This window comes from Rhizobacter sp. (assembly GCA_019635355.1).
Lineage (GTDB): Bacteria > Pseudomonadota > Gammaproteobacteria > Burkholderiales > Burkholderiaceae_C > Rhizobacter.
On sequence record JAHBZQ010000001.1, the window covers coordinates 1237768 to 1261125 of the forward strand.

General features: G+C 68.0%; 21 protein-coding genes. 13 read left to right on the forward strand and 8 right to left on the reverse strand.

The genetic code is table 11. From position 1 onward, the window contains the following. Positions 1 to 14 precede the first annotated feature (14 nt). The 3 genes from KF892_05510 (at position 15) to KF892_05520 (ending at position 1894) form a co-directional block, all read left to right on the forward strand. Positions 15 to 665, forward strand: coding sequence for a septation protein A (locus tag KF892_05510; protein ID MBX3624448.1), 651 nt, complete (start codon positions 15 to 17; stop codon positions 663 to 665). Positions 666 to 676: 11 nt separating this feature from the next. After that, positions 677 to 943 (forward strand): BolA family transcriptional regulator, encoded by a 267-nt coding sequence (locus KF892_05515; protein ID MBX3624449.1) that lies wholly within the window; start codon positions 677 to 679, stop codon positions 941 to 943. A 105-nt stretch (positions 944 to 1048) separates the two neighbouring features. Beyond that, positions 1049 to 1894: a peptidylprolyl isomerase gene (locus tag KF892_05520; protein ID MBX3624450.1), complete on the forward strand. Its 846-nt coding sequence runs from the start codon at positions 1049 to 1051 to the stop codon at positions 1892 to 1894. A 136-nt stretch (positions 1895 to 2030) separates the two neighbouring features. Here the strand turns inward: KF892_05520 and KF892_05525 are convergent, their stop codons facing one another. Continuing rightward, a complete protein-coding gene (locus tag KF892_05525) occupies positions 2031 to 2705 on the reverse strand; it encodes an ABC transporter ATP-binding protein (protein ID MBX3624451.1) in 675 nt (224 codons plus the stop codon). 10 nt (positions 2706 to 2715) lie between these two features. Here KF892_05525 and KF892_05530 point away from each other — a divergent pair, with 10 nt between their 5' ends. Then, positions 2716 to 3366, forward strand: coding sequence for an arylesterase (locus KF892_05530; protein MBX3624452.1), 651 nt, complete (start codon positions 2716 to 2718; stop codon positions 3364 to 3366). Positions 3367 to 3400: 34 nt separating this feature from the next. On the opposite strand, the gene KF892_05535 is transcribed toward KF892_05530, so the two are convergent. The 3 genes from KF892_05535 to KF892_05545 all read right to left on the reverse strand — a co-directional run bounded on the left by KF892_05535 (position 3401) and on the right by KF892_05545 (position 7659). Continuing rightward, positions 3401 to 5482, reverse strand: a complete 2082-nt coding sequence (locus KF892_05535; GenBank protein MBX3624453.1) for a hypothetical protein — start codon at positions 5480 to 5482, stop codon at positions 3401 to 3403. Between the two features lie 117 nt (positions 5483 to 5599). Continuing rightward, on the reverse strand, positions 5600 to 6136 hold the full coding sequence (gene def, locus KF892_05540) for a peptide deformylase (protein ID MBX3624454.1): 537 nt from the start codon (positions 6134 to 6136) through the stop codon (positions 5600 to 5602). A gap of 14 nt (positions 6137 to 6150) precedes the next feature. Beyond that, positions 6151 to 7659, reverse strand: coding sequence for a tannase/feruloyl esterase family alpha/beta hydrolase (locus KF892_05545; protein MBX3624455.1), 1509 nt, complete (start codon positions 7657 to 7659; stop codon positions 6151 to 6153). A gap of 105 nt (positions 7660 to 7764) precedes the next feature. Here KF892_05545 and KF892_05550 point away from each other — a divergent pair, with 105 nt between their 5' ends. The 4 genes from KF892_05550 to KF892_05565 all read left to right on the forward strand — a co-directional run bounded on the left by KF892_05550 (position 7765) and on the right by KF892_05565 (position 11060). Then, a complete protein-coding gene (locus KF892_05550) occupies positions 7765 to 8088 on the forward strand; it encodes a hypothetical protein (GenBank protein MBX3624456.1) in 324 nt (107 codons plus the stop codon). 63 nt (positions 8089 to 8151) lie between these two features. Further along, positions 8152 to 9393, forward strand: a complete 1242-nt coding sequence (locus tag KF892_05555; GenBank protein MBX3624457.1) for a hypothetical protein — start codon at positions 8152 to 8154, stop codon at positions 9391 to 9393. Between the two features lie 12 nt (positions 9394 to 9405). After that, positions 9406 to 10305 (forward strand): zinc ABC transporter substrate-binding protein, encoded by a 900-nt coding sequence (locus KF892_05560; protein ID MBX3624458.1) that lies wholly within the window; start codon positions 9406 to 9408, stop codon positions 10303 to 10305. Then, positions 10302 to 11060: a metal ABC transporter permease gene (locus tag KF892_05565; GenBank protein MBX3624459.1), complete on the forward strand. Its 759-nt coding sequence runs from the start codon at positions 10302 to 10304 to the stop codon at positions 11058 to 11060. Before KF892_05560 ends, KF892_05565 begins: the two co-directional genes overlap by 4 nt. Here the strand turns inward: KF892_05565 and ligA are convergent. Genes ligA through smc form a run of 3 tightly spaced genes read right to left on the reverse strand, consistent with a single transcriptional unit; the run spans position 11049 to position 17780 of the window. Further along, complete coding sequence (gene ligA, locus KF892_05570) at positions 11049 to 13118, reverse strand: NAD-dependent DNA ligase LigA (protein ID MBX3624460.1); 2070 nt, start codon at positions 13116 to 13118, stop codon at positions 11049 to 11051. The genes KF892_05565 and ligA overlap by 12 nt on opposite strands. A 50-nt stretch (positions 13119 to 13168) precedes the next feature. Further along, positions 13169 to 14260 carry a cell division protein FtsZ gene (locus tag KF892_05575; GenBank protein ID MBX3624461.1) on the reverse strand — a complete coding sequence of 364 codons (1092 nt, stop codon included), beginning with the start codon at positions 14258 to 14260 and terminating at the stop codon, positions 13169 to 13171. A 4-nt stretch (positions 14261 to 14264) separates the two neighbouring features. Next, on the reverse strand, positions 14265 to 17780 hold the full coding sequence (smc, locus tag KF892_05580; protein ID MBX3624462.1) for a chromosome segregation protein SMC: 3516 nt from the start codon (positions 17778 to 17780) through the stop codon (positions 14265 to 14267). A gap of 155 nt (positions 17781 to 17935) precedes the next feature. Here smc and queF point away from each other — a divergent pair, with 155 nt between their 5' ends. Continuing rightward, the gene (queF, locus tag KF892_05585) at positions 17936 to 18436 is read left to right on the forward strand and encodes a preQ(1) synthase (protein MBX3624463.1); all 501 of its coding nucleotides are present in this window, start codon (positions 17936 to 17938) and stop codon (positions 18434 to 18436) included. A gap of 4 nt (positions 18437 to 18440) precedes the next feature. On the opposite strand, the gene KF892_05590 is transcribed toward queF, so the two are convergent. Further along, positions 18441 to 18977, reverse strand: coding sequence for a CAP domain-containing protein (locus KF892_05590; GenBank protein ID MBX3624464.1), 537 nt, complete (start codon positions 18975 to 18977; stop codon positions 18441 to 18443). A gap of 64 nt (positions 18978 to 19041) precedes the next feature. Between KF892_05590 and KF892_05595 the strand changes: the two genes are divergently transcribed. The 4 genes from KF892_05595 to KF892_05610 all read left to right on the forward strand — a co-directional run bounded on the left by KF892_05595 (position 19042) and on the right by KF892_05610 (position 23356). Continuing rightward, positions 19042 to 20019, forward strand: coding sequence for a DUF72 domain-containing protein (locus KF892_05595; GenBank protein MBX3624465.1), 978 nt, complete (start codon positions 19042 to 19044; stop codon positions 20017 to 20019). Positions 20020 to 20027: 8 nt separating this feature from the next. Continuing rightward, positions 20028 to 21218, forward strand: coding sequence for a succinyldiaminopimelate transaminase (dapC, locus tag KF892_05600; GenBank protein MBX3624466.1), 1191 nt, complete (start codon positions 20028 to 20030; stop codon positions 21216 to 21218). A gap of 25 nt (positions 21219 to 21243) precedes the next feature. After that, a complete protein-coding gene (gene dapD, locus KF892_05605; protein MBX3624467.1) occupies positions 21244 to 22068 on the forward strand; it encodes a 2,3,4,5-tetrahydropyridine-2,6-dicarboxylate N-succinyltransferase in 825 nt (274 codons plus the stop codon). Positions 22069 to 22180: 112 nt separating this feature from the next. Continuing rightward, complete coding sequence (locus KF892_05610; GenBank protein ID MBX3624468.1) at positions 22181 to 23356, forward strand: PilT/PilU family type 4a pilus ATPase; 1176 nt, start codon at positions 22181 to 22183, stop codon at positions 23354 to 23356. Positions 23357 to 23358: the final 2 nt, after the last annotated feature.

Sequence of the window (23358 nt, forward strand, 5' to 3'; positions counted from 1 at the left end):
GCGCCGCCGCCCCGATGAAGCTCCTTCTCGATTTCCTCCCGCTGCTGCTGTTCTTCGGCACCTTCAAGTTCGCCGAGGCGCACAAGGAGTGGGCCGCAGCCTTCTGCAGCAATCACCTGAGCTTCCTGGTCTCGGGGGGCGTGGTCGGCGTCGAAGAAGCCCCGGTGCTGCTGGCCACGCTGGTGGTGATTGCCGCCACGCTCGTGCAGGTGGCCGTGCTCAAGCTGCGTGGCAAGAAGATCGATCTCATGCTGTGGATCACGCTGGCGCTCGTGGTGGTGCTGGGCGGTGCGACGGTCTGGTTCCACAACGCCACCTTCATCAAGTGGAAGCCGAGCGCGGCCTTCTGGGCGATGGGCCTCGCCTTGTGGGTGAGCCAGGCCATCTTCAAGAAGAACCTGCTGCAGTCGATGATCGGCGGCGAGCTGCACCTGCCGCCCACGGTGTGGCAACGCCTCAACTTCGCCTGGGTCGCGTTCTTCGGCCTGATGGGCCTGCTCAACCTCTACGTCGCCTACAGCTACAGCACCTCGACCTGGGCCACCTTCAAGGTCTTCGGCGTCTACGGGCTGATGATCGCCTTCACGGTCGCCCAGGTGATCTACCTGAGCCGCTACCTGAAAGACGCGCCCGAATCGGCGCCGGCCGCCGACAAGCAGCCCTGAGCCAAGACGACATGCACGTCACCGCCTCGGAGATCGAGGCCGCACTGCGTGAGCAGCTGCAGCCCGAAGCGCTCTCCATCACCGACGACAGCCACCTGCACGCGGGCCATGCCGGTGCCCGCGAAGGCCGCCATTTCAGTGTGCACATCGTCAGCAGCCGCTTCGCCGGAACGCCCCGTCTGAAGCGGCATCGCCTCGTATATGATGCCCTCCGCCTTTTGATCCCACGCGGCATTCACGCCCTGGCGATCGACGCCCGGGCTCCCGGCGAAGGCTGACAACGACAGGCGCCGCAGAGACGCCGATTCGCACCAGCGACAGACGACAACACCTCCCCTTTTCCATTCACCCGCCTCCATTCATTCGCTGAAAGGCAATCTGCCATGAAGAAGCTGTCCATCACCGCTCGTGCCTCGTTGCTGGCCCTCGCGATCCCCCTGCTGCACGGCTGCGCCGAGACCGGCAAGGCCACGGGCGAAGGCGCCGAAGCCGCAGGCAACGTGGCCATCGTCAACGGCAAGTCCGTGCCCCGCTCACGCGTGGAAGTGCTGCTGCAGCAGGCCACGCGCGGCGGCCAGCCCAAGACGCCCGAACTCGAAGCGCAGGTCAAGGACGAGATCGTGCTGCGCGAGATGTTCATGCAGGAAGCCGAGAAGCTCGGCCTTGCCCGCACGGCCGACTACAAGGCCCAGATGGAACTGGCCCGCCAGAGCATCATGATCCGCGAGCTCTTCAACGACTACAGCAAGAAGAACCCGGTCACCGACGAAGAGATCAAGGCCGAGTACGAAAAGGCCAAAGCTCAACAAGGCGGCACCGAGTACCACGCACGCCACATCCTGGTGGAGAAGGAAGCCGAGGCCTTGGCGCTGATCAAGCAGATCAAGGGCGGCGCCAAGTTCGATGAGCTCGCAAAGGCCCACTCGAAGGACCAGGGCTCGGGCTCCAACGGCGGCGACCTCGACTGGGCCAACCCCAACTCCTACGTGCCGGAGTTCGGCCAGGCCCTCACCAAGCTGAAGAAGGGTGAGATGACCGAGACGCCGGTGAAGACGGAGTACGGCTACCACATCATCAAGCTCGAAGACACGCGCGAGGCCGGCTTCCCGAGCCTCGACGAAGTCAAGCCGCGCATCCAGCAGAGCCTCGCGCAGCAGAAGCTGGCGAAGTACCGCGAAGACATCAAGGCCAAGGCCAAGACCGACTACAAATTTTCGTCACAGAACTGAGCCCCCCAGTCGCTGCGCTCCTGCCCCCGAGGGGCGCCGCCTGGCGGCCCGGCAAAGCCGGCTCCGCGGGCGTGGCTCGATGCGGGCCGGCTTCGCGGCCCTTCACAAAAGCACTCTTCGGAGTGCTTTTCGCTTTCTAGTTGGGGACGAGGCGACCAGCCTCGATCTTGAGCTGCCGGTCGCAGCGCGCCGCGATGCTGCGGTCGTGCGTGACCAGCACGAGCGTGGTGCCGGCTTCGCGGTTCAGCTCGAACATCAGCTCCATCACCTTCTCGCCGGTGGCGAAGTCAAGGCTGCCGGTGGGTTCGTCGGCCAGCAGCACCGCCGGCTTCACGACGAAGGCGCGTGCAAGCGCCACACGCTGCTGCTCGCCGCCCGACAGCACCTTCGGGTAGTGCGTGAGCCGCTCGCCCAAGCCCACCCGGTGCAGCATCTCTTGCGCCTGCAGGCGCGCGTCCACCCGGCCCTGCAGTTCGAGCGGAAGCATCACGTTTTCGAGCGCCGTCAAGTTGCCGAGCAGCTGGAAGCTCTGGAAGACGAAACCGAGCTTGGCCGCCCGCACGGCCGCGCGGGCATCTTCATCGAGTGCGAACAAATCGGTGCCCGCGAGGCGAACCGTGCCGGTGCTCGGCGTGTCCAAGCCAGCAATGATCGACAGCAGCGTGCTCTTGCCCGAGCCGCTTGCGCCCACGATGGCGGCCGATTGGCGCGCCGCGAGCGTGAAGTCGATGTCGTGCAGTATCGTCAGCGGGCCGCTCACATCCTGCACTTGTTTGGTGACGTGCTCGACGGCAATGATGGATTCGGACATGGATGGAACGATGAGCTCGATGACACGCAGAACGCTGCTGGCCCACTTTACCGTGCTTGCCCTGGTGGCCGCCGGTGGTGGGCTACCGGCCAGGGCCGAAGCTCGCCACACCATCCTCGTGGTCGGTGACAGCCTCTCGGCTGAATACGGCATCGAGCGCGGCAAGGGCTGGGTCGCGCTGCTGGAGCAGCAGCTTGCGCAAGACAAGCAAAGCGCCACGGTCGTCAACGCCAGCATCAGCGGAGACACCACCTCGGGCGGGCGCTCGCGCCTGCTGGCCCTGCTCAAGCAGCATCGGCCCACGCTCGTGGTGATCGAGCTCGGCGCCAACGACGCACTGCGTGGCCTGCCGCTCAAGATGACGCAAGACAACCTGCTCGCGATGACGCGTGCCGCGAAGGCGACGGGCGCGAAGGTGCTGCTGGTGGGCATGCAGGTGCCCCCGAACTACGGCCGGCGCTACAGCGAAGATTTCGCGGCGCTCTTCGGCTCGGTCTCCAAGTCGGAGGGCACCGCCCTCGTGCCCTTCCTGCTGAAAGGTGTGGCCGACGTGCCGAATGCCGAGGCGCTCTTCCAGGCCGACCGCATCCACCCGAAGGCGCAGGCTCACCCGACCATGCTCGCCAATGTGTGGGCCGGGTTGAAGCCGCTGCTGCGCTGAGACGCGGGCACCGGCCTCAGCCGCACTCGCAGCATCACCTGGACCGCTCGCCGCGCTCGGGCCGCTCGCCACCGTTACCACCCCGGTCGGGGCGCTCGCGCGGTTCTTCGCGCACGCGAGGGATGAACGCATCTCGCGGCGGCGGCTGCACCTGCGGACGCATCACCTGAGGCGGCTGCGCGGGCGTCACCTGCGGAGGCGGCGCCTGCCGCACCGGCGGCTGGGGTTGCGGCTGAGGCTGCGGAGCCTGCACGCGGGGCGGCGGTGCCTCGGGGCGACGGCGGTCTTCGCGGGGCGAACGGTCGTCACGCGATCGATCGTCACGCGGCGGGGCCACGCGCTCCACGTCGCGATGCGGTGGCGCCGAGAAGCCAGGCTGCTGGGGGCGCTGCGGCGCGGGTTGCATCTGTGGCGGCTGAGGCTGCGGGGCTGGCGGTGTGACGCGCGGCGGGGCTTCCACGCCGGGGCGACCGACGAAGCCGGGTTGTGCCGGCGGGTTCGGCGCCGGCCGCACGATCGGTGCCTCGCGTCCGTCACGCCCTCCCCTGCCATCGCGCCCGTCACGGCCATCGCGAGGATCCCCGTCCCGCCCCCGCGCATCGCGCTCGGGCACACGCACATCTCGCTCGGGCGCACGCGGCGCCGAGATCACGGCCGGCGCACGTGGGCCACCGGCGTCGGCATCACGCCCGGGGCCCGGCCTCGGTGCTCCCGGGCGCGACACGCGCGGATCCACCACCTGCCGTGGCGAGCCGGGCTCGAACCGCGGAGGGGCCACGACGGGCGCATCGGCGCGCGGCCGTTCATTGCGGATTTCGCGCCAAGTGCGTTCGTTGACGGGCCGGAACGCCGGCGCCACCGGCTGGCGGCGCTCCACCACCTGCGAGGGCACCACGGTCACGGCGCGCTGCATGTCGCGGTGCACGTAGCGGGTGTTGGCCACCACCTGGCCGGGGTTGTTGATGATCGTCGTCACGTTGGTGATGTTGGTGACGTGCGTGACGTTCACGTTCTGCACGTAACGCGGGCTCACGCGGTAGCCTGGCACGAAGACCTCGCGCGGCCCGAGCGGGAACCAGCCGACCGTGGGCGCACTGCCCACCCGCACCGACACGCTCACACCCGGTCGGCCCACCCAGGCCACGAGTGCCGGCGCATAGACCGGCCGCTGCACGTAGCGGCCCGGCGCCCAGCACCACGCGTTGCGATACCAGACCCAGCGCCCGTAGTGGAAGGGCGCGAAGCCCCAGGGTGCATCGTCGACCCAGGTCCAGCCCCAGGGGCTGATCCATGCCCAGTGGCCCATGCGGTACGGCGCCCAGCCGGCCACCACGGTGCGCGGGATCCAGACCGCGCCGTATTCGGTCTGCGGCTCCCAACGGCCGTAGCGGTCGAGGTCTTCCACGCCGGTCATCTCGGGCGACACGTAGCGTGCCGACACGCTGCGCTCGTCGCGCGCGTTTTCGGCGGCCACCCAGTTCGAGAAGTCGTCGCGCCGCGGCTCGGTGATCGAGTACTGCGGCGCGCCGCGCTCCTTCCAGAATTCGACGCGCTGGCCCTGTTGCACCGTGAGCGCGGTGCCGTCGGCTTCGTAGCGCGCGCGGCCGTTCGACGCGGTCACGCTGCTGGTGCCGTCGGCACGGTCGAAGCGGTACTGGCCCGGGCCCTCGGTGACGAACCGGCCTTCATCGGTGCCGAGGCCGAATTCGTCGGCCGCCTCGCGGGTGCGCAGGTGCGCCGCGACGCTGCCATTGAGCAGGTACAGGTCGACGCGGTCGTCGTCCAGGCGCTGCACCTCCACCTCGGTGTTGGCACTCAGGTGCAGCACGGTCGACCCGATGCGCACCTCGGCCCGGCCATCGGCCTCGGTCGACAGCCGGTCACCGGTGGTGACGGGCCGGTTGCGCACAGCGCTGATCCACTCGTTGCTGTCGGTGGCGTAGATCCACACCTGGCCCCTGACCTCGGCGATGCGCCCGGCGCGGCCCGGCGGGTCGGCCTCGGCCGCCTGGACGGGCAGCGCCAGCAGGCTCAGCAAGGCGAGGCCGAACCACAAGGCCAGCCAGTGGGGCCACGCCAGGCGGTGGCGAGAAAGAGCGGAGGAAGTCGTTTTCATGGGCATGTCTCGCATTCGAGCGCTGTCAACAGCCGCGGTTCCGGTTCAACGCAGGGGAAGTGCCCCGCGCTGACCACAGAAACGTTTCTTCGCAATCGAGACGCCGGAAGCGGGGGGTCAGTCGTCTTCGGCCGGGTCCAGCTCGGGAAAGAGCACGCTCGTGAAGCCGAAACGGCTGAAATCGCGCACCCGCATCGGGTAAAGCTTGCCGATGAGGTGATCGCATTCGTGCTGCACCACGCGGGCATGGAACCCGTCGGCCTCGCGGTCGATGCGCTCGCCCTTTGGGCCGAAGCCGGTGTAGCGGATGCGCGCGAAACGCGGCACCACGCCGCGCATGCCCGGCACCGAGAGGCAGCCTTCCCAGCCCTCCTCCTCGTCGTCGGACACCGGCGTGATCTGCGGGTTGAGCAGCACCGTCTCGGGCACGGGTGGCGCGTCGGGGTAACGGTCGTTCTTCTTGAAGCCGAAGATCACGAGCGCCAGGTCGACGCCGATCTGCGGCGCGGCCAGCCCGGCCCCGTTGGCGGCGTGCATGGTGTCGAACATGTCGGCGATGAGCGCGTGCAGCTCGGGGGTGTCGAAGCGCTGCACGGGCTTGGCGACGCGCAGCAAGCGCGGGTCGCCCATCTTCAGGATTTCGCGAATGGCCATGCCGGCATTCTGGTTCAGGAGAGCGAGCAGGTGAAGCTCGTGGCCAAGGCCGGGTTGCCGCCGATGTAGCGCGCGAAGGTCGGGAAGCGGCACAGCGGGCGCATGCGGTTGATCTGCCCGTTGGCATCGGTGCCGAAGATGACGAGGTTGCGCGACGAGGGCCGCGCATTCGCCTCCACCCACTGCACCGTGGCATCGAAGTAGTCGGCATAGAAGGGCCCCACGCCGCCCCCGCAGTGCTGCACGCCGGGCAGCAGGAAGAGCTCCATGTGGGCATCGCGCACCGCGTCGCCGCCCGACATCACGCCCGCTTCCACGAAGTACTTCACCGAGCCCTTGTAGCTGATGGCCCAGTCGTGCGTGCCGTGCACGAGCACGAGCTTGCGGCCCTGTGCGAAGAAGGTGCTGAGGTTGGGCGACGCATCGAGCGTGGCCGCCGCTGCGGCCAGCTGCGGCTGGAAGTTGGCGGGCGAGAAGTTCGCGAGCGTGTTGTAGCCCGGGTCGTTGGCAAGCCAGTAGCGCACCATGCCGTCGGCGAAGGTGAACTGGTTGGTGAGCGGCTGTGCGGGCGGGTTGCCGATCCAGCCCGGCCAGCCGATGTCTTCGCCACCCGGGCTCCAGCCGGGGTACACGAGCGTGCCGTTGGGCAGGCGGTATTCGGAATAGATCGTGCGCGCTGCGGCGACCTGCGGCGCGGTGAGGCAGCTGTCGTTGTCGGCGCCGGTGCACTGCAGCGCGCCGGGGTCGAAGTTGCAGGCCCAGGGTTGGCCGACGAGGCCGTCTTGCAGGCCATCGGCGGCATCGCAGCGCGCGACCACCGCATTGGCGATGGTGCGAGCCTTCGCCGCGTTGATCGCCGCACCCGGTGCGCTGTAGGCCTGGGCGTTGCGGATGAAGGCCTGGAACATCTCGGTGAAGCTCACCGCCGGCATGACCGCGAGGATGCCGTCGTAGTCGGCCGGATAGCGGCTCGCCTGGATCAGCGCCTCGCGGCCACCGTTGGAGCAGCCCTGGAAGTAGTGGCGCTGCGCGTCGCGCCCGTAGCGGCGGCGCACCAGCTCCTTGGCCACGCCGAGCGTGGTGTGCGGCGCGAGGTAGCCGAAGTCGTTCTTCGCCTGTGCGTTGTTGAGCGCCCACGAGGCATCGAGCGGGTCGCCCACGTGGCCGCCATTCGAGGCCACGCGCACATACGACGAGATCGAGGCCTGCGGCACGAGCTGCAGTACGCCGTCCCAGCCGCCACCGCCGTTTTGCACCAGCTTGTTGTTCCATTGCGTGGGCAAGTGGACTTCGAAGTTGAAGCCCGGCCGCACCGAGCCTTCGACGCGGCAGTATTCGCCGATGCCGCCGCTCGCGGCCACCGTGGTGGCGCGGCTGATGGTGGCACCCGCGACGGTCTGCCCGGCGAGGCTGGTGCAGGGGTTGGGGGCCGCGGAGGTCTCGCCTCCACCGCAGGCCGACACGCCGGCCACGAGGATCGACAGCGCCATGAGGCGCCGGGAGGTTGAGTGGGTGTGCTGCATGGCGTCCTTCCCTGTGTGTGGGCCTGCACGGCTTTGCGTGCATTCTGCGGCTGTGTTAGCTTTCGGCCCCTGCCGGCGCCCGCCGGCTTTGCAACCGGCTGTACGGTGAGATCCCTTCTGCGTTCGTGGCGAATCTGGTGGCTGGCGCTGGCCGTGGTGGCGGCGCCGCAGCTGTCGCTCGTGCACGCGCTGTCTCACCTGGCGCCCGCGGTCGCCACCGCGAAAAGCGCAGACGAGCGCCAGCAAGCGCCCGAGAAGGCCTGCGACAGCTGCCTGCTCTTCGCACACCTGGGTCAGGCCCTCACCGCGCAGCACACCTGGGCCGCCCTCGACACCCAGGCCGCGGCGCCGGTGTCGGTGGCCCTCACGCAGATCGCCCTGCGTGCCCCCGCCCACTTCCAAGCCCGCGCCCCACCCGTCTTCCTGTGACCTGACCGAAGCCGCTCGACACCGAGCGGCGCATTTCCATTTCCGTCACACAGGACTTCTTCCATGTTCGCAATCCGCACCGCGGTCGCAGGCGCCTGCCTGGCCGCGACCCTGCCCGCCTTCTCGCAAACCGCCTCGACCGCCGCGCCCCCCGCGCCGAGCTTCAACCCCGCGATCTCGCTCATCCTCAACGGCACCTACGCCAACCTCTCGCGCGACCCCGAAACCTACCGCTTCCAGGGCTTCATCCCGAGCGGCGGCGAGATCGGCCCGGGTGGCCGCAGCTTCCAGCTCGGTGAATCGGAACTCACCCTCAGTGCCGCGATCGACCCCACCTTCAACGGCCGCTTCACCGCCGCCGTCACGCCCGAGAACGAAGTGGAGGTGGAAGAAGCCTGGTTCGAGCGCACCGGCCTCTTCAACGGCGCCACGCTCAAGGGCGGCCGTTTCCTCTCGTCGTTCGGCTACCTCAACGGCCAGCACGCCCACACCTGGGACTTCACCGACGCACCGCTCGCCTACCAGGCCTTCTTCGGCGGCGCGCTGAAGAACGACGGCCTGCAGCTGCGCTGGCTGGCTCCGACCGACCGCTTCATCGAACTCGCGGCCGAGGTCGGCGCCGGCCGCACGTTCCCCGGCAGCGACACCTCGCGCAACGGCGCGGGCGTGTTCGCCCTGATGGCACACACGGGCGACGACATTGGCACCAGCTCGAGCTGGCGCACCGGCATCTCGTGGCTGCGCCACCGCGCCAGCCAACGCACCTTCGAAGACAGCGACAGCCTGGGTACGCCGGTGACCAACAGCTTCACCGGCCGCAGCACGACCTGGGTGCTCGACGCCGTCTACAAGTGGGCCCCGCAAGGCAACGCCACCGGCCGCAGCTTCAAGCTGCAAGGCGAATACTTCCGCCGCAGCGAAAGCGGCATGCTCGACTTCGACACCACCTCGCAAGCCGGTGGCCCTTTGAGCGACAGCTACCGCAACACGCAGAGCGGCTGGTATGCACAGGCGGTCTATCAGTTCATGCCACGCTGGCGCGCTGGGCTGCGCTACGACCGGCTCGATGCGGGCAACGCACGCATCGGTCTCGTCGACAGTGGCACGCTCACCGCGGCCGACCTGCCCTCGCTCGTCAAGGCCAAGCCCGAGCGCAGCACGGTGATGCTCGACTACTCGCCGACGGAGTTCAGCCGCGTGCGCCTGCAGTTCGCCGCCGACCGCAGCCGGGGCGACGGCACCGATCGCCAGGTCTTCCTGCAGTACATCATGAGCCTCGGCGCTCACGGTGCGCACACGTTCTGAGGAGGCCACGCCATGAACCTTCGACACGTCTTGTGCGTGGTGTTGGTGGGCTTCGGCCTGCAGGCGCACGCTGCGCTGAAAGTCGTCGCCTGCGAACCGGAGTGGGCGGCGCTCGCCACCGAACTCGGCGGCGATCAGCTGCAGGTCTCGTCGGCCACGACGGCCCTGCAAGACCCGCACCGCATCGAAGCACGCCCGAGCCTGATTGCGCGGGTGCGCAACGCCGACCTGCTCGTCTGCACGGGCATGGAGCTCGAAACCGGCTGGCTGCCGGTGCTGCTGCAGCAGTCGGGCAATGCCAAGGTCGCACCCGGTGCGGCGGGCTTCTTCGAAGCCGGCAAGTTCGTCACCCCGCTCGACGTGCCGGCCCGGCTCGACCGCAGCGACGGCGACGTGCACGCCGCCGGCAACCCGCACATCCAGCTCGACCCGCGCAACATCGCGCTCGTGGCCAAGGCACTCGCCGATCGCCTGGCGCAGCTCGATGCGGTCAATGCACGGGTCTACCAGGAGCGCCACACCGCCTTCGCCGCACGCTGGGCCGACGCCCAGCGCCGGTGGGAGCAGCAGGCCACGCCGCTCAAGGGGGTCGCCGTGGTGGTGCATCACCAAAACATGCGCTACCTGTCGCACTGGCTGGGCCTGCGCGAAGTCGGCACGCTCGAGCCCAAACCCGGGCTGGAGCCGAGCGCCGGCCACCTGGGGGCGCTGAAGGCGCAGCTTGCCAAACAACCGGCGAAGCTCGTGCTGCGCGCGGCCTACCAGGACCCGCGGGCCTCGCAGTGGCTCTCTGAGCAGGCGCGCATCCCAGCCGTGGTGCTGCCCTTCACCGTGGGCGGGAACGAACAGGCGAAAGACCTGTTCGGCCTCTTCGACAGCACGCTGTCGCTGTTGCTCGCGGCGGCACGATGAGCCTCGACCTCGCCATCCTCCTCGCCCCGTTCGTGGCGGGCCTGCTGGTGCTCGCCACCCACGTGCCGCTCGGCGCGCAGGTGCTCAAGCGCGGCATCGTGTTCATCGACCTCGCCATCGCGCAGATCGCAGCACTCGGTGTGATCGTCGCCGGCCTGCTCGACGTGGCGCCCGGAGGCTGGCAGGTGCAGCTGGCCGCCGCCACCGCGGCGGTGGCCGGCGCGCTGCTGCTCACCTGGACGGAAAAGCGCTGGCCCGAAGTGCAGGAAGCGCAGATCGGTGTGCTCTTCGTGCTGGCGGCCACGGCCGGCATCCTGCTGCTGGCGAAGAACCCGCACGGCGGCGAGCACCTGCGCGACCTGCTCGCCGGTCAGATCCTGTGGGTGGGCTTCGCGCAGCTGTGGGTGCCGGCCGCGATCACCGCGCTCATCCTCGCGCTGTGGTTCGGCTGGCGCGAACGGCTGCCACGGCTCGGCTTCTACCTGCTGTTTGCTTTGGCCGTCACCGTCTCGGTGCAGCTGGTGGGCGTGTACCTCGTCTTCGCCAGCCTGATCGTGCCGGCCCTCGGCGTGCGCCAGCACCCCGAGCGTCGGCGCCTGCCGTTGGCCTATGCCATCGGCCTCGGCGGCTATGCGCTCGGGCTGGTGCTGTCGTCGCTGTTCGACCTGCCGAGCGGTGCGCTCATCGTGTGGTGCCTGGCGGTGCTGGCCGTGCTCGCGCACGCCAGCTCACCGCGGCGTCGTTCAGCCGCCTGAGGCCAGCAGCTCGCGCAAGGCCGCTTCGTCGATCACGGCGACGCCGAGTTCAGTGGCCTTGTCGAGCTTGCTGCCGGCCTCGGCGCCGGCCACGACGTAGGTCGTCTTCTTCGACACCGAGCCCGAGACCTTGCCGCCCTTGGCCTCGATCATGTCCTTGGCCTCGTCGCGCGAGAGCGAGGGCAGCGTGCCGGTCAGCACGAACACCTTGCCGGCCAGCGGCTTCGGGCTCAGGTCGCCGGCGCCTTCCTTCTCTTCCCAGGTCACGCCGACGGCCTTCAGGCGCTCCACCACCTCGCGGTTGTGGTCCTGCCGGAAGAAGGTGTGGATGCTCTCGGCCACGATCGGGCCGACGTCGGGCACTTCGAGCAGCTGCTCGACGGTCGCGTCCATGATCAGATCGAGCTTGCCGAAGTGCTTGGCGAGATCCTTCGCGGTCGTCTCGCCCACCTGCCGGATGCCCAGCGAGTAAAGGAAACGGGCGAGCGTCGTCTTCTTGCTCTTCTCCAGGCCCGCAAGCAGGTTCTGCGCACTCTTCTCGCCCATGCGCTCCAGCGCCATGAGCTTGGCCAGACCCAGCGTGTAGAGCTCCGGCAGCGTGCGGATCAGGCCCGAGTCGATCAGCTGGTCGACCAGCTTGTCACCCAGGCCTTCCACATCCATCGCGCGCCGGCCGGCGAAATGCAGGACGGCCTGCTTGCGCTGCGCCGGGCAGAAGAGCCCGCCGCTGCAGCGCCAGTCGGCGCCGCCCTCTTCACGCGCGATGTCGCTGCCGCAGACGGGGCATTTGCCGCCGAGTCGCTTGTAGAGATCGAAAGGCTCGCCGACGTTGGCGGGGCGCTTCTCCAGCACCACGCCCACCACCTCGGGGATCACGTCACCGGCGCGGCGCACGATGACCGTGTCGCCGATGCGCACGTCTTTCCGGCGGGTCTCGTCTTCGTTGTGCAGCGTGGCGTTGCTCACCGTCGTGCCGCCCACGAACACCGGCTCCAGCTTGGCCACCGGCGTGAGCTTGCCGGTGCGGCCGACCTGGATGTCAATGTCGCGCAGCAGCGTCATCTGCTCCTGCGCGGGGTACTTGTGCGCCACCGCCCAGCGCGGCTCGCGCGACACGAAGCCGAGCTGTTTCTGCAGCTCACGCGAGTTGACCTTGTAGACGATGCCGTCGATGTCGAACGGCAGGCTGTCGCGCTTCTCGCGGATCTTCTGGTGGAAGGCGACGAGCCCCTCGGCACCCTTCACCACCACACGCTCGTCGCTCACCGGCAAGCCGAAGCGCTGCAGCGCGTCCAGCATCTCGCTGTGCGTGGGCGGCACCTCCCAGCCCTGCACGTCGCCCAGGCCATAGGCGAAGAAGCTCAGCGGCTTCTTCGCTGCGGCGGCCGAGTCGAGCTGGCGCACAGCACCCGCCGCCGCGTTGCGCGGGTTCACGAAGGTCTTCTCGTTCTTCGCACCTTGCGCGATCAACTGGCGCTGCCGCTCGTTGAGCTTCTCGAACTGGTCACGGCTCATGTAGACCTCGCCGCGCACCTCGAGCACCGGCGCCTCCACGCCCGTCAGCCGCAGCGGGATCTGACCGATGGTGCGGATGTTGTGCGTGACGTCTTCGCCCTTCTCGCCATCGCCGCGCGTGGCGGCCTGCACCAGCACGCCGTGTTCGTACCGCAGGTTGATCGCGAGCCCGTCGAACTTCAGTTCGGCCGCGTACTCGACCGGCGGGTCCGCGTCGGTGAGCTTCAACTCGCGGCGCACTCGCGCGTCGAAGGCAACGGCGCCGCTCGATTCGGTGTCGGTCTCGGTGCGGATGCTCAGCATCGGCACCGTGTGGACCACCGGCGTCAGGCCATCGAGCACTTGGCCGATCACCCGCTGCGTGGGCGAGTCAGGCGTCAGCAGCTCGGGGTGCTCGGCCTCGATGCCCTGCAGCTCCTGAAAGAGCTTGTCGTACTCGGCGTCCGGTATCTCCGGGTCGTCGAGCACGTAGTAGCGGTGGGCGTGGTGGTGGAGTTGCTCGCGCAGCTGGGCTGCGCGTTTCGAGGTGGCATCGGGCGTCATGCCGGAATTTTGCGGCAAGGCCGAGGCCCTGCGTCGGCTGGCGAACCGTGTCAGCTGAAGAGCCGCCGCGCCACCATCGACCCCGCCGCAATGTCGCGCGCCTCCAGCGCCTCGTACAACTTGCCCAGCTCGGCGCCAATCGCCGCAAAACCGGCAGGGCTCAACGGCTGGCCGTTGTCGTCGACGATGGCGGCATCCATGCCCAGCGACAGCGCCTGCGCGCTCGCCTGCCAGGCGATGAAAGGCTCGGCCTTCGCTTCGGTCTGCGGCACGTCGAAGCTGAGCGTCACGTCGCGCACGGCGGCCTGGTTGGGGTCGTCGGCCAACGCGGCTTGCGCATCGAAGGTCAGGGTGAGGATGGGCGGTGCGCCCTCCTCTTTCGACGGCATCACCAGGCGGCCGGGCACCATGCCGGGCACGAAGCCGTGGCGGGCGGCGTGCTGCTGGATGTAGCCCACGCTCCAGGCCACCGAGCGGGCTTGCAGGTGCACGGCGAGCTGCGCGTCGTGCTGGCCGGCGAAGGCGTCGAGCTCCTTGGCACGCGCCGCAGCGTCGAGCATGTCGGGGAAGTCGGCCATCGCGCCAATGGCGTCGGCCATCGGCTGGATCTTCTGCACGAATTCCGAATACTCGATCTCGTTCAACGCGCCGGTGCGGTTGGCCAGCTGCACACCGGCCTGCAGCTCGCCGTAGTGGCGGCCGGGCAGCGGGGCTTCCCACTCGCCGGTCTCGGTGTTGAGGCCTTCGATCAGGAAAGGCTTGCTGCCGGCGCGGCGCGTGGTGGGCTGATGCGCCAGCACGAGTTCGCCAGTCACGGGAGATTCGAGCGTGAGCGTCGCAATCGCATCGACCAGCGCATCGATGCGCGGCGTCGCGCGCCGCACCGTTGCGATGGGCAGGGGCGACACGGGTTTGTCGTCGTCGAGCAGGACAGGCGCGGCGTCTTGCAGCACAGGCTCGGCGGGCAGGTCGCCCAACACCGGCTCGATGAGGTCGCGCGGCGCCTGGCGCTCGCGTGGCTCGGGCGCCGGCTGTTCGGCGCGCTTCGGCCCGGCTTTGCGGGCCTGCCACGCGCCATGCGCGACCACCCCGGCCAGCACCACACCTCCGAGGCCGGCCAGCGCGATGGTCAGGCTGTTCATGGGCTCAGGCCGCTTCCGCCATGCTGACGGCCGACTCCATGTCGACCGCCACGATGCGCGAGACCCCCTGCTCCTGCATGGTCACGCCGATCAGCTGCTCGGCCATTTCCATCGCGATCTTGTTGTGGCTGATGAAGAGGAACTGCGTGCCGCTGCTCATCTCCTTCACGAGCTTGGCGTAGCGCTCGGTGTTGGCGTCGTCGAGCGGCGCGTCCACTTCGTCGAGCAAGCAGAAGGGCGCAGGGTTGAGCTGGAAGATCGCGAACACGAGCGCGATGGCGGTCAGCGCCTTCTCGCCACCCGAGAGCAGGTGGATCGTGCTGTTCTTCTTGCCCGGGGGCTGGGCCATCACCTGCACGCCGGCATCGAGGATCTCGTCGCCCGTCATCACGAGCTTGGCCTGCCCGCCGCCGAAGAGGCTGGGGAACATGCGGCCGAAATGCGCGTTGACCTGATTGAAGGTGTTGCCCAGCAGGTCGCGCGTTTCGAGGTCGATCTTGTGGATGGCGTTTTCGAGTGTGGTGATGGCTTCGTTCAGGTCGGCGTTCTGCGCATCGAGGAAGGTCTTGCGCTCGCGCGAGGCGGTGAGTTCGTCGAGTGCCGCCAGGTTCACGGCGCCCAGCGCATTGATCTCGCGGTTGATGCGGTCGATTTCGCCTTGCAGGCCGTAGAGCTTGACGTTGTTCTCGGCGACGTTTTTCGCCAGCGCTTCGAGGTCGACTTCGGCGGCGGTGAGCTGCTCCATGTACTGCGCGCCGCCGAGCTGCGCGGCCTGCTCTTCGAGCTGCAGCTTGGTGATGCGGTCGCGCATCGGCTGCAGGCTCTGCTCGTGCTGCAGGCGCTGCTCGTCGGCACGGCGCAGGCGCAGGGTCAGGTCGTCGTACTCGCTGCGCTTGGCGCCCAACGCGGCTTCGCGCTCGAGCTTCACGGCGAGCGCGGCCTCCAGGCCGGCCTGGGCCGACGCGTCGGTGAGGCGGGTCAGCTCTTCCTGCAGCTGCACGGCCGACTGTTCGTTCGACGCGACCTGCTGCGTGGCGGTCTCGATGCTGCGTTGCAGCTCGCTGCGGCGCGCGGCCAGCGAGCGTGAGGAGAACTGCGCTTCCTGCGCCTGACGTTCCAGCGAGCGCAGCTGCTCTCGCGCCTCGGAGAGCTTCCGCTCCGCGGCAATCACCGCTTCTTCCAGCTCGGCGTGGCGCTCCTGGGTGTTGGCGAGCTGCATGTCGAGCTCTTCGAACTTGGCTTCGCCGGTGGCGCGGCGCTCGTTCAGCTCTTCGAGCTGGCCATCGACTTCGGCCAACTCGGCATCGAGCTGGCCACGGCGAGTGCTCGTGGCTTCAGCTTGCTGAGACAGGCGCAGCAGCTCCACCTGCAGCTGGTGCGCACGCGTCTGCGTCTCGCCGGCTTCGCGGCGCGCGGTGACGAGGCGCTGAGACGCATCGGTGTACGCCGCTTCGGCGCGCACCAGGCTGCTGCGCGACTCTTCGGCGATCAACGCCTGCGCCTTCGACTGGCGCTCCAGGTTCTCGATCTCCTGCGCACGGGCCAGCATGCCGGCCTGTTCGGAATCGGGTGCGTAGAACGCGACCGCGAACTGGCTCACCGCGTGGCCCTCGCGGGTCATGATCACTTCGCCGTGTGTCAGCTTGTCGCGCGCCGCAAAAGCTTCGTCGATGTTGGCGGCGGTGTAGACGCCTTCGAGCCAGTCGTTCAGCAGCGCCTTGAGGCCGGCATCGCCCAAGCGCAGCAGATCGGACAGGCGCGGCAGCGTCTGGTGCGTGTTGGCAATCGCCGCTTGCGGCGGCGTGTAGAACGCGAGCTTGGCCGGCGGCGCGTCGGCGGCAAACGCACGTGCCGTCTCGATGCGGCCGACTTCCAGCGCGTTGATGCGCTCGCGCAGGGCCGATTCGAGCGCCGTCTCCCAGCCCGATTCGATGTGGATCTTGGTCCACAGGCCTTGCAAGCCTTCGAGGCCGTGCTTGGCGAGCCAGGGCTTGAGCTTGCCTTCGGTCTGCACCTTCTCTTGCAGCGCCCGCAGCGCTTCGAGGCGCGCGCTCAGGTCGGACAGCTTGCCGCTCTCGGCGTTGACCTGCTCCTGCTTGGCGCGGCGGTCTTCGTCGAGCGCGGGCACCTGCTCGCTCAGCTCGTGCAGGCGCTCGTCGGCCACGGCTTGCGCCTCTTCGGCCACGGCCGATTGCTGCTTCAGCTCTTCGAGCCGCGCCATGTCGGGCGATGCCAGCTGGCGGCGCTCGCCATCGAGCCGCTCGCGGCGGGCGTTGAGTTGCTTGCGCTGGTCGTCGATGTTGCGGCTCTCGGCGGCCAGCACCTGGATCTGCTGCTGCACGCTCGTGACCGAGCTGCGCTGCTCGTTGGCGCGGCTTTGCGCGGCGCGCACGGCGTCTTCGGCATTCGGCAGGTTGCCGGCTTGTTCTTCGGCTTGGGCGGCGAGGATCTCGCTCTGCTCGTCGGCGGCCGCGATCTGCTCGGCGATCTGCTCCAGCTCGGCCTGCGCTTCGGCCTGACGTTCTTCCCACTGCTCGTTTTGCGTCTTCAGCTCGACGAGGCGCTGCTCCACGCGCTGGCGGCCTTCGACCACGTAGCGGATGCGCTCTTCGAGCCGGCTGACTTCGAGCGAGGCCTCGGCCAGCGAACCCTGCGCGGTGTGCAGCTCGTCGCTCGCCGCGTAGTGCGCCTGGCGAATCGTCTCCAGCTCGGCTTCGCCGTGGCGCAACTCGGCCATGCGGGCTTCAAGCGCGTTGGTCGCTTCCAGCACTTCCTTCTTCACCCGCTCCTGCTCGATGGCGGCGTCGCGGTGCTTGAGGAACCACAGCTGATGCAGCTTGAGCGAGCCGCTCTCCTGCAGCGCGCGGTACTGGCTCGCCACCTCGGCCTGCTTCTCGAGCTTCTCGAGGTTGGCATTCAGCTCGCGCAGGATGTCTTCGACGCGGGTGAGGTTCTCGCGCGTGTCCTTGAGGCGGTTTTCCGTCTCGCGGCGGCGCTCCTTGTACTTGGAGACACCCGCGGCTTCTTCGAGGAAGAGGCGCAGCTCTTCAGGCTTCGATTCGATGATGCGGCTGATCGTGCCCTGGCCGATGATGGCGTAGGCGCGGGGGCCGAGGCCGGTGCCGAGGAAGACGTCTTGCACGTCGCGGCGGCGCACCGGCTGGTTGTTGATGAAGTAGCTGCTGGTGCCGTCTCGCGTGAGCACGCGTTTCACCGCGATCTCGGTGAACTGGTTCCACTGGCCGCCAGCGCGGGCGTCTTCGTTGCTGAACACGAGCTCGACGCTCGCGCGGCTCGCACCCTTGCGATTGCCCGAGCCGCTGAAGATCACGTCTTGCATCGACTCGCCGCGCAGTTCGCTGGCCTTCGATTCACCCAGCACCCAGCGCACCGCGTCCATGATGTTGGACTTGCCGCAACCGTTGGGGCCGACCACGCCGACGAGCTGGCCCGGGAGCTGGAAATTCGTGGGCTCGGCGAAGGACTTGAAGCCCGAAAGCTTGATGGAATTCAGACGCATGGGGAGAGCTGTGCCAGGTGCGGCTTCGGCGTGCGCCGAGCGCGTCTAAGTGCTTGATTTACTTGGGAAATTACGCCATCCGGCGGGTTTCCAGCGAGGCGCGATGATACCATCGCACCCCCTCTGATCCCCCCGTAGAAACCTCTCGACACGCCATGGCCAAGATGTCCGCCAAAGTTGCCGCTCCGAAGCAGAAACCTGCCTCGCCAAAACTCAACCAGCGCGAGAAGCCGGCCAACCCGCCGACCGCGCCGAGCAAGGACCTGCAGGTCTTCGAAAACCCGGCGCCGCAGCGCGACTACGTCATCCAGTTCCAGGTGCCCGAGTTCACCTGCCACTGCCCGCTGACCGGCCAGCCCGACTTCGCGCACTTCACGATCGACATGATTGCCGACAAGCTCTGCATCGAGCTGAAGAGCCTGAAGATGTATTTCTGGAGCTACCGCAACGAAGGCGCGTTCCACGAGAAGGTGACCAACACCATTCTCGACGACATCGTGAAGGCGTCGAACCCGCGCTTCGTGCGCATCACCGCCAAGTGGTACGTGCGCGGTGGCATCTACACCAACGTGGTGGCCGAGCACCGCCAGAAGGGCTGGAAGCCGCAGCCGGCCGTCGAGCTGCCCAAGCACGTGGAAGAGCGCGGGCTGCTCTGACCGGTCAACGCATGGGCGCGCCGAGCGCCATCGTCCAGTAGTGCGTGTAGGTGCTGCGCGGCCCGCCGAGCACGCAGGCCACGCCCACGTGCACCAGGTCGGGTTTCATGAGGTTGGCGCAGTGGCCGGGGCTGTCGAGCCACTGCTGCACGGTGCCGTCGACCGAGCCGCGGCCACCGGCGATGTTCTCGGCCAGCGTGCGCCAGTTGTAGCCCACCGCGTCGGCACGCTGCCGCAGCTCGGTCTTGTCGGACCCGGTGTGCGAGAAGAGGTTGGCGGCCACCATGTCGCGCGAATGGCGCTCGGCGGCGCGGGCGAGCGCGTCGTTCCAGGCGAGCGGTGGCGCAGGGCCGAAGCGGCCGGCGCTCCCGCAGCTCGCACCGCGCGCACGGGCCGCGTTGACCCGGCCCAGCACACTGGCTTGGAAGTTGGGAATGCCGCAACTGCGCGCCGCGGGCGTGGCGGGTTGCGGCACCGGAGCCGCGGCCTGCGGGCCGGTGGTGCAGGCCGCGGTTGAAAGCCCCAGCAGGACGGTCGACACGAGCGTTCTCATGCCGAGGTTGTAGCAAACCGCGATCCGGCACCTCCTTTGCCAGGGTTTCGGCATGGCCAAACCCGACATTCGCATCGGCATCTCCGGCTGGCGCTACGAACCCTGGCGCGGGGTGTTCTACCCCGAAAAGCTGGCCCAGCGCCGCGAGCTGGAATACGCCTCGCGCATGCTGCCCACGATCGAGATCAACGGCTCCTTCTACTCGCTGCAGCGGCCCGAGTTCTATGCGCAATGGGCCGCCGACACGCCCGACGACTTCGTCTTCGCGGTGAAGGGCCCGAAGTACATCACGCACATGCGGCGGCTGAAGGAGGTGGAGACGCCGCTCGCCAATTTCTTCGCCAACGGGCTCTTCGAGCTGGGGCCGAAGCTCGGGCCGATCCTCTGGCAGTTCCCGCCCATGCTGCCGTTCATGGCCGAGCGCTTCGAGGCTTTTTTCGCACAGTTGCCTCGTGACACCGAAGCAGCCGCCGAGATCGCCGCCAAGCACGACAAGCGCGTCGAAGGCCGCACCAGCCTTCAGCCCGACGCCAAGCGGCCGATGCGCCACGCGGTGGAGATCCGCCACGAGAGCTTCGCCGACCCGGCGTTCATCGCGCTCTTGCGCAAGTACCGCATCGCGCTCGTCGTGGCCGACACGGCGGGCAAGTGGCCGCTGCTCGAAGACTTGACCGCCGACTTCGTCTACCTGCGCCTGCACGGCGACAAGGAGCTGTATGCCAGCGGCTACAGCGACGCCGCGCTCGAACGGTGGGCAGACCGCATTCGCACCTGGAGCAAGGGCGGCCAGGTGGACGAAGCTCGCCTCGCCTCGCCCAAACCAGCGCCCCGACGCGCCAAGCGAGACATCTACGCCTACTTCGACAACGACGTGAAGGTCCATGCGCCTTACGACGCGGCCACGCTCATGCGCAAGCTCGACCTTCAGAGCGGCCTTGGCGAAAAGGGCCAGCCGGTCTGGCCTCCCGGCTGGAAGGCACCGGCGATCCGCACCGGTTCCGACGGTTTCGGGAAACGCGCTCCCCGATAATCGGGCGCATGAACCCTCTGCTGGCCAAGCTGCACCCCTACCCCTTCGAACGGCTGAGCGCTCTCAGCAAGGACATCACCCCCAACCCCGCCTACAAGCCGATCAGCCTCGGCATCGGCGAGCCCAAGCACGCGACGCCGCAGCTCATCCTCGATGCGCTGGTGGCCGGCTTCGGTGGCCTCGCGGCCTACCCGGCGACGGCGGGCGACCGCGCCATGCGCGAGTCGTGTGCCGGCTGGCTCGCCCGCCGCTATGGCGTGACGGTGGACGCCAGCACGCAGGTGCTGCCCGTCAACGGCTCACGCGAAGCGCTTTTCGCCCTGGCCCAGACGGTGATCGACCCGACGAAGCCCGGCGCCACCGTCGTCTGCCCCAATCCCTTCTATCAAATCTACGAGGGCGCGGCCCTGCTCTCCGGCGCTACGCCGCACTACGTGGCGAGCGACCCGAAGCGCAACTTCGCCGCCGACTGGGACGCCGTGCCCGAGAGCGTGTGGGCCAAGACCCAGCTGATCTACGTCTGCTCGCCCGGCAACCCGACCGGCGCGGTGATGCCGCTGGCCGAGTGGAAGCGCCTCTTCGAGCTGAGCGAGCGCCACGGCTTCGTGATCGCCTCCGACGAGTGCTACTCCGAGATCTACTTCCGCGAAGAGCCACCGCTCGGCGGCCTCGAAGCCGCCGCCCAGCTCGGCCGCCAGGATTTCAAGAACCTGATCGCGCTCACCAGCCTCTCGAAGCGCTCCAACGTGCCCGGCATGCGCTCGGGCTTCGTGGCCGGCGACGCGCAGATCATCAAGAAATTCCTGCTCTACCGCACCTACCACGGCAGCGCCATGAGCCAGATGATCCAGCACGCGAGCATCGCCGGCTGGAACGACGAGCAGCATGTGGTCGACAACCGTGAGAAGTACCGCCGCAAGTTCGCGCAGGTGATGCCCGTGCTCGAGCAGGCGCTCGACGTGAAGCTGCCCGACGCGAGCTTCTACCTGTGGGCGGGCGTGCCGGGTGGAGACGACGTCGCCTTCGCCCTCGGGCTCCTGGCTCAATACAATGTGACCGTCCTGCCCGGCAGCCTGCTCGCCCGTGAAGTCGACGGTGTGAACCCAGGCAAAGGCCGGGTGCGGCTGGCCCTGGTGGCCGAGGTCGAGGAATGCCTCGAAGCCGCGCACCGCATCCGCTCTTACGTCGCTTCTCAGTGAAGTCCCTCTAAGCCCAAAACCTCTCATGACCCAACAGCTCCAGAACATCATCGACCTCGCCTGGGAGGGCCGTGCGAGCCTCAACCCGCAAAACGCGAGCCCCGAGATCCGCAATGCCGTGACGCAAGTGGTCGACGACCTGAACGCCGGCCGTACCCGCGTGGCCGACCGCAAGGGCGTGGGCGACTGGACGGTGAACCAGTGGGTCAAGAAGGCGGTGCTGCTGTCGTTCCGCCTGAACGACAACGCGCTGATGCACGCAGGCGACCTCGCCTTCTTCGACAAGGTGAAAACCAAGTTCTCGAGCCTCAGCGAAGAAGAAGTGCGCGCGACCGGCGTGCGCATCGTGCCGCCGGCCGTGGCCCGCCATGGCAGCTACGTCGCGAAGAACGTGGTGCTGATGCCTTCTTACGTCAACATCGGCGCCTACGTGGATGAAGGCACGATGGTCGACACCTGGGCCACCGTGGGCTCGTGCGCGCAGATCGGCAAGAACGTGCACCTCTCGGGCGGCGTGGGCATCGGCGGCGTGCTGGAGCCGCTGCAGGCCAACCCGACCATCATCGAAGACAACTGCTTCATCGGCGCCCGCTCCGAAGTGGTCGAAGGCGTTATCGTCGAAGAGAACTCGGTGATCTCGATGGGCGTGTACATCAGCCAGAGCACCAAGATCTACAACCGCATGACGGGTGAGATTTCCTACGGCCGCATTCCTTCGGGCTCGGTGGTCGTGAGCGGCTCGCTGCCTGCGGTCGACGGCAGCCACAGCCTCTACTGCGCGGTGATCGTCAAGCGCGTCACCGCCGAAACGCGCGCCAAGACCAGCATCAACGAACTGCTGCGCAGCTGATTTCCATAAAAACGAAGAAGTCTCGCCTCGCTCTCTGAACCTGATGGATCGAGCCCCTGAAAGGACTCCGATGAACACCACGACGAGCAGCACCGCCGCATCCGGCGGCAACATGGAACGCGTGCTGCGGCTGATGGCCGAGAAGAGTGCGTCCGACGTCTACCTGTCGGCCGCCACGCCCATCCTCATCAAGATCAACGGGCAGATCCTCCAGCTCTCCGACCAGCCTCTGAGCGCAAGCCAACCGCGCCAGCTGCTGGCCGAGCTGCTCACCCCGAGCCAGCTCGAAGACCTGGAAGACACGGGCGAGCTCAACGTGGGCATCGGCATCAGCGGCGTGGGCAGCTTCCGCCTGAGCGCCTTCCGCCAGCGTGGCTCGATTGCGGCCGTCTTCCGCTGCATTCCGCACGACATCCCGGCGCTGGGCAGCCTCAACCTGCCGCCCGTGCTCAACACGATGATCCTGGAAAAGCGTGGGCTCATCCTGCTGGTGGGCGCCACCGGCACCGGCAAGAGCACCACGCTCGCCTCGATGATCGAGCAGCGCAACCAGCAGATGGCCGGCCACATCCTCACCATCGAGGACCCGATCGAGTTCATCTTCCACAACAAGCGCTCGATGGTGAACCAGCGCGAGGTGGGCCGCGACACGCAGTCGCTGCAGATCGCGCTGAAGAACGCGCTGCGCCAGGCACCCGACTGCATCTACATCGGTGAAATCCGCGACCGCGAGACGATGACGATGGCGATCTCGTATTCGCTGTCGGGTCACCTGGTGGTGTCGACGCTGCACGCCAACAACAGCTACCACGCGCTCGGCCGGATCTTGTCGTTCTACACGCCGGAGTCGCGCCCTGCGCTGCTGTCGGACCTGGCCTCGGGCTTGAAGGCGATCGTGTCGCAGCGCCTCGTGCGCGCCTCGGCCGGTGGCCGCCGCCCGGCGGTGGAGGTGATGCTCAACACCAAGCTCGTGTCCGAACTCATCGAGCAAGGCGACTTCAACGGCGTGAAAGAGGCGATGGAAAACTCCATGGCCGAAGGCTCGCAGACCTTCGAGGCCGACCTCGCCCGCCTCATCGGCGAAGGCGTGATCACGCGCGACGAAGGCCTGGCCTATGCTGACTCGCCGACCAACCTGATGTGGCGCCTGCAGAACGACACCGAGCCGGTGTCGCGCCTGCAACCCAAGAAGGAAGAAGTCGACGACCAGCCGACCTTCACCGAGATCACGCTCGACGTGCCCGGCGACGACGGCCGCAACAGCGGCTTCCGGGCCACGCGCTTCTGATC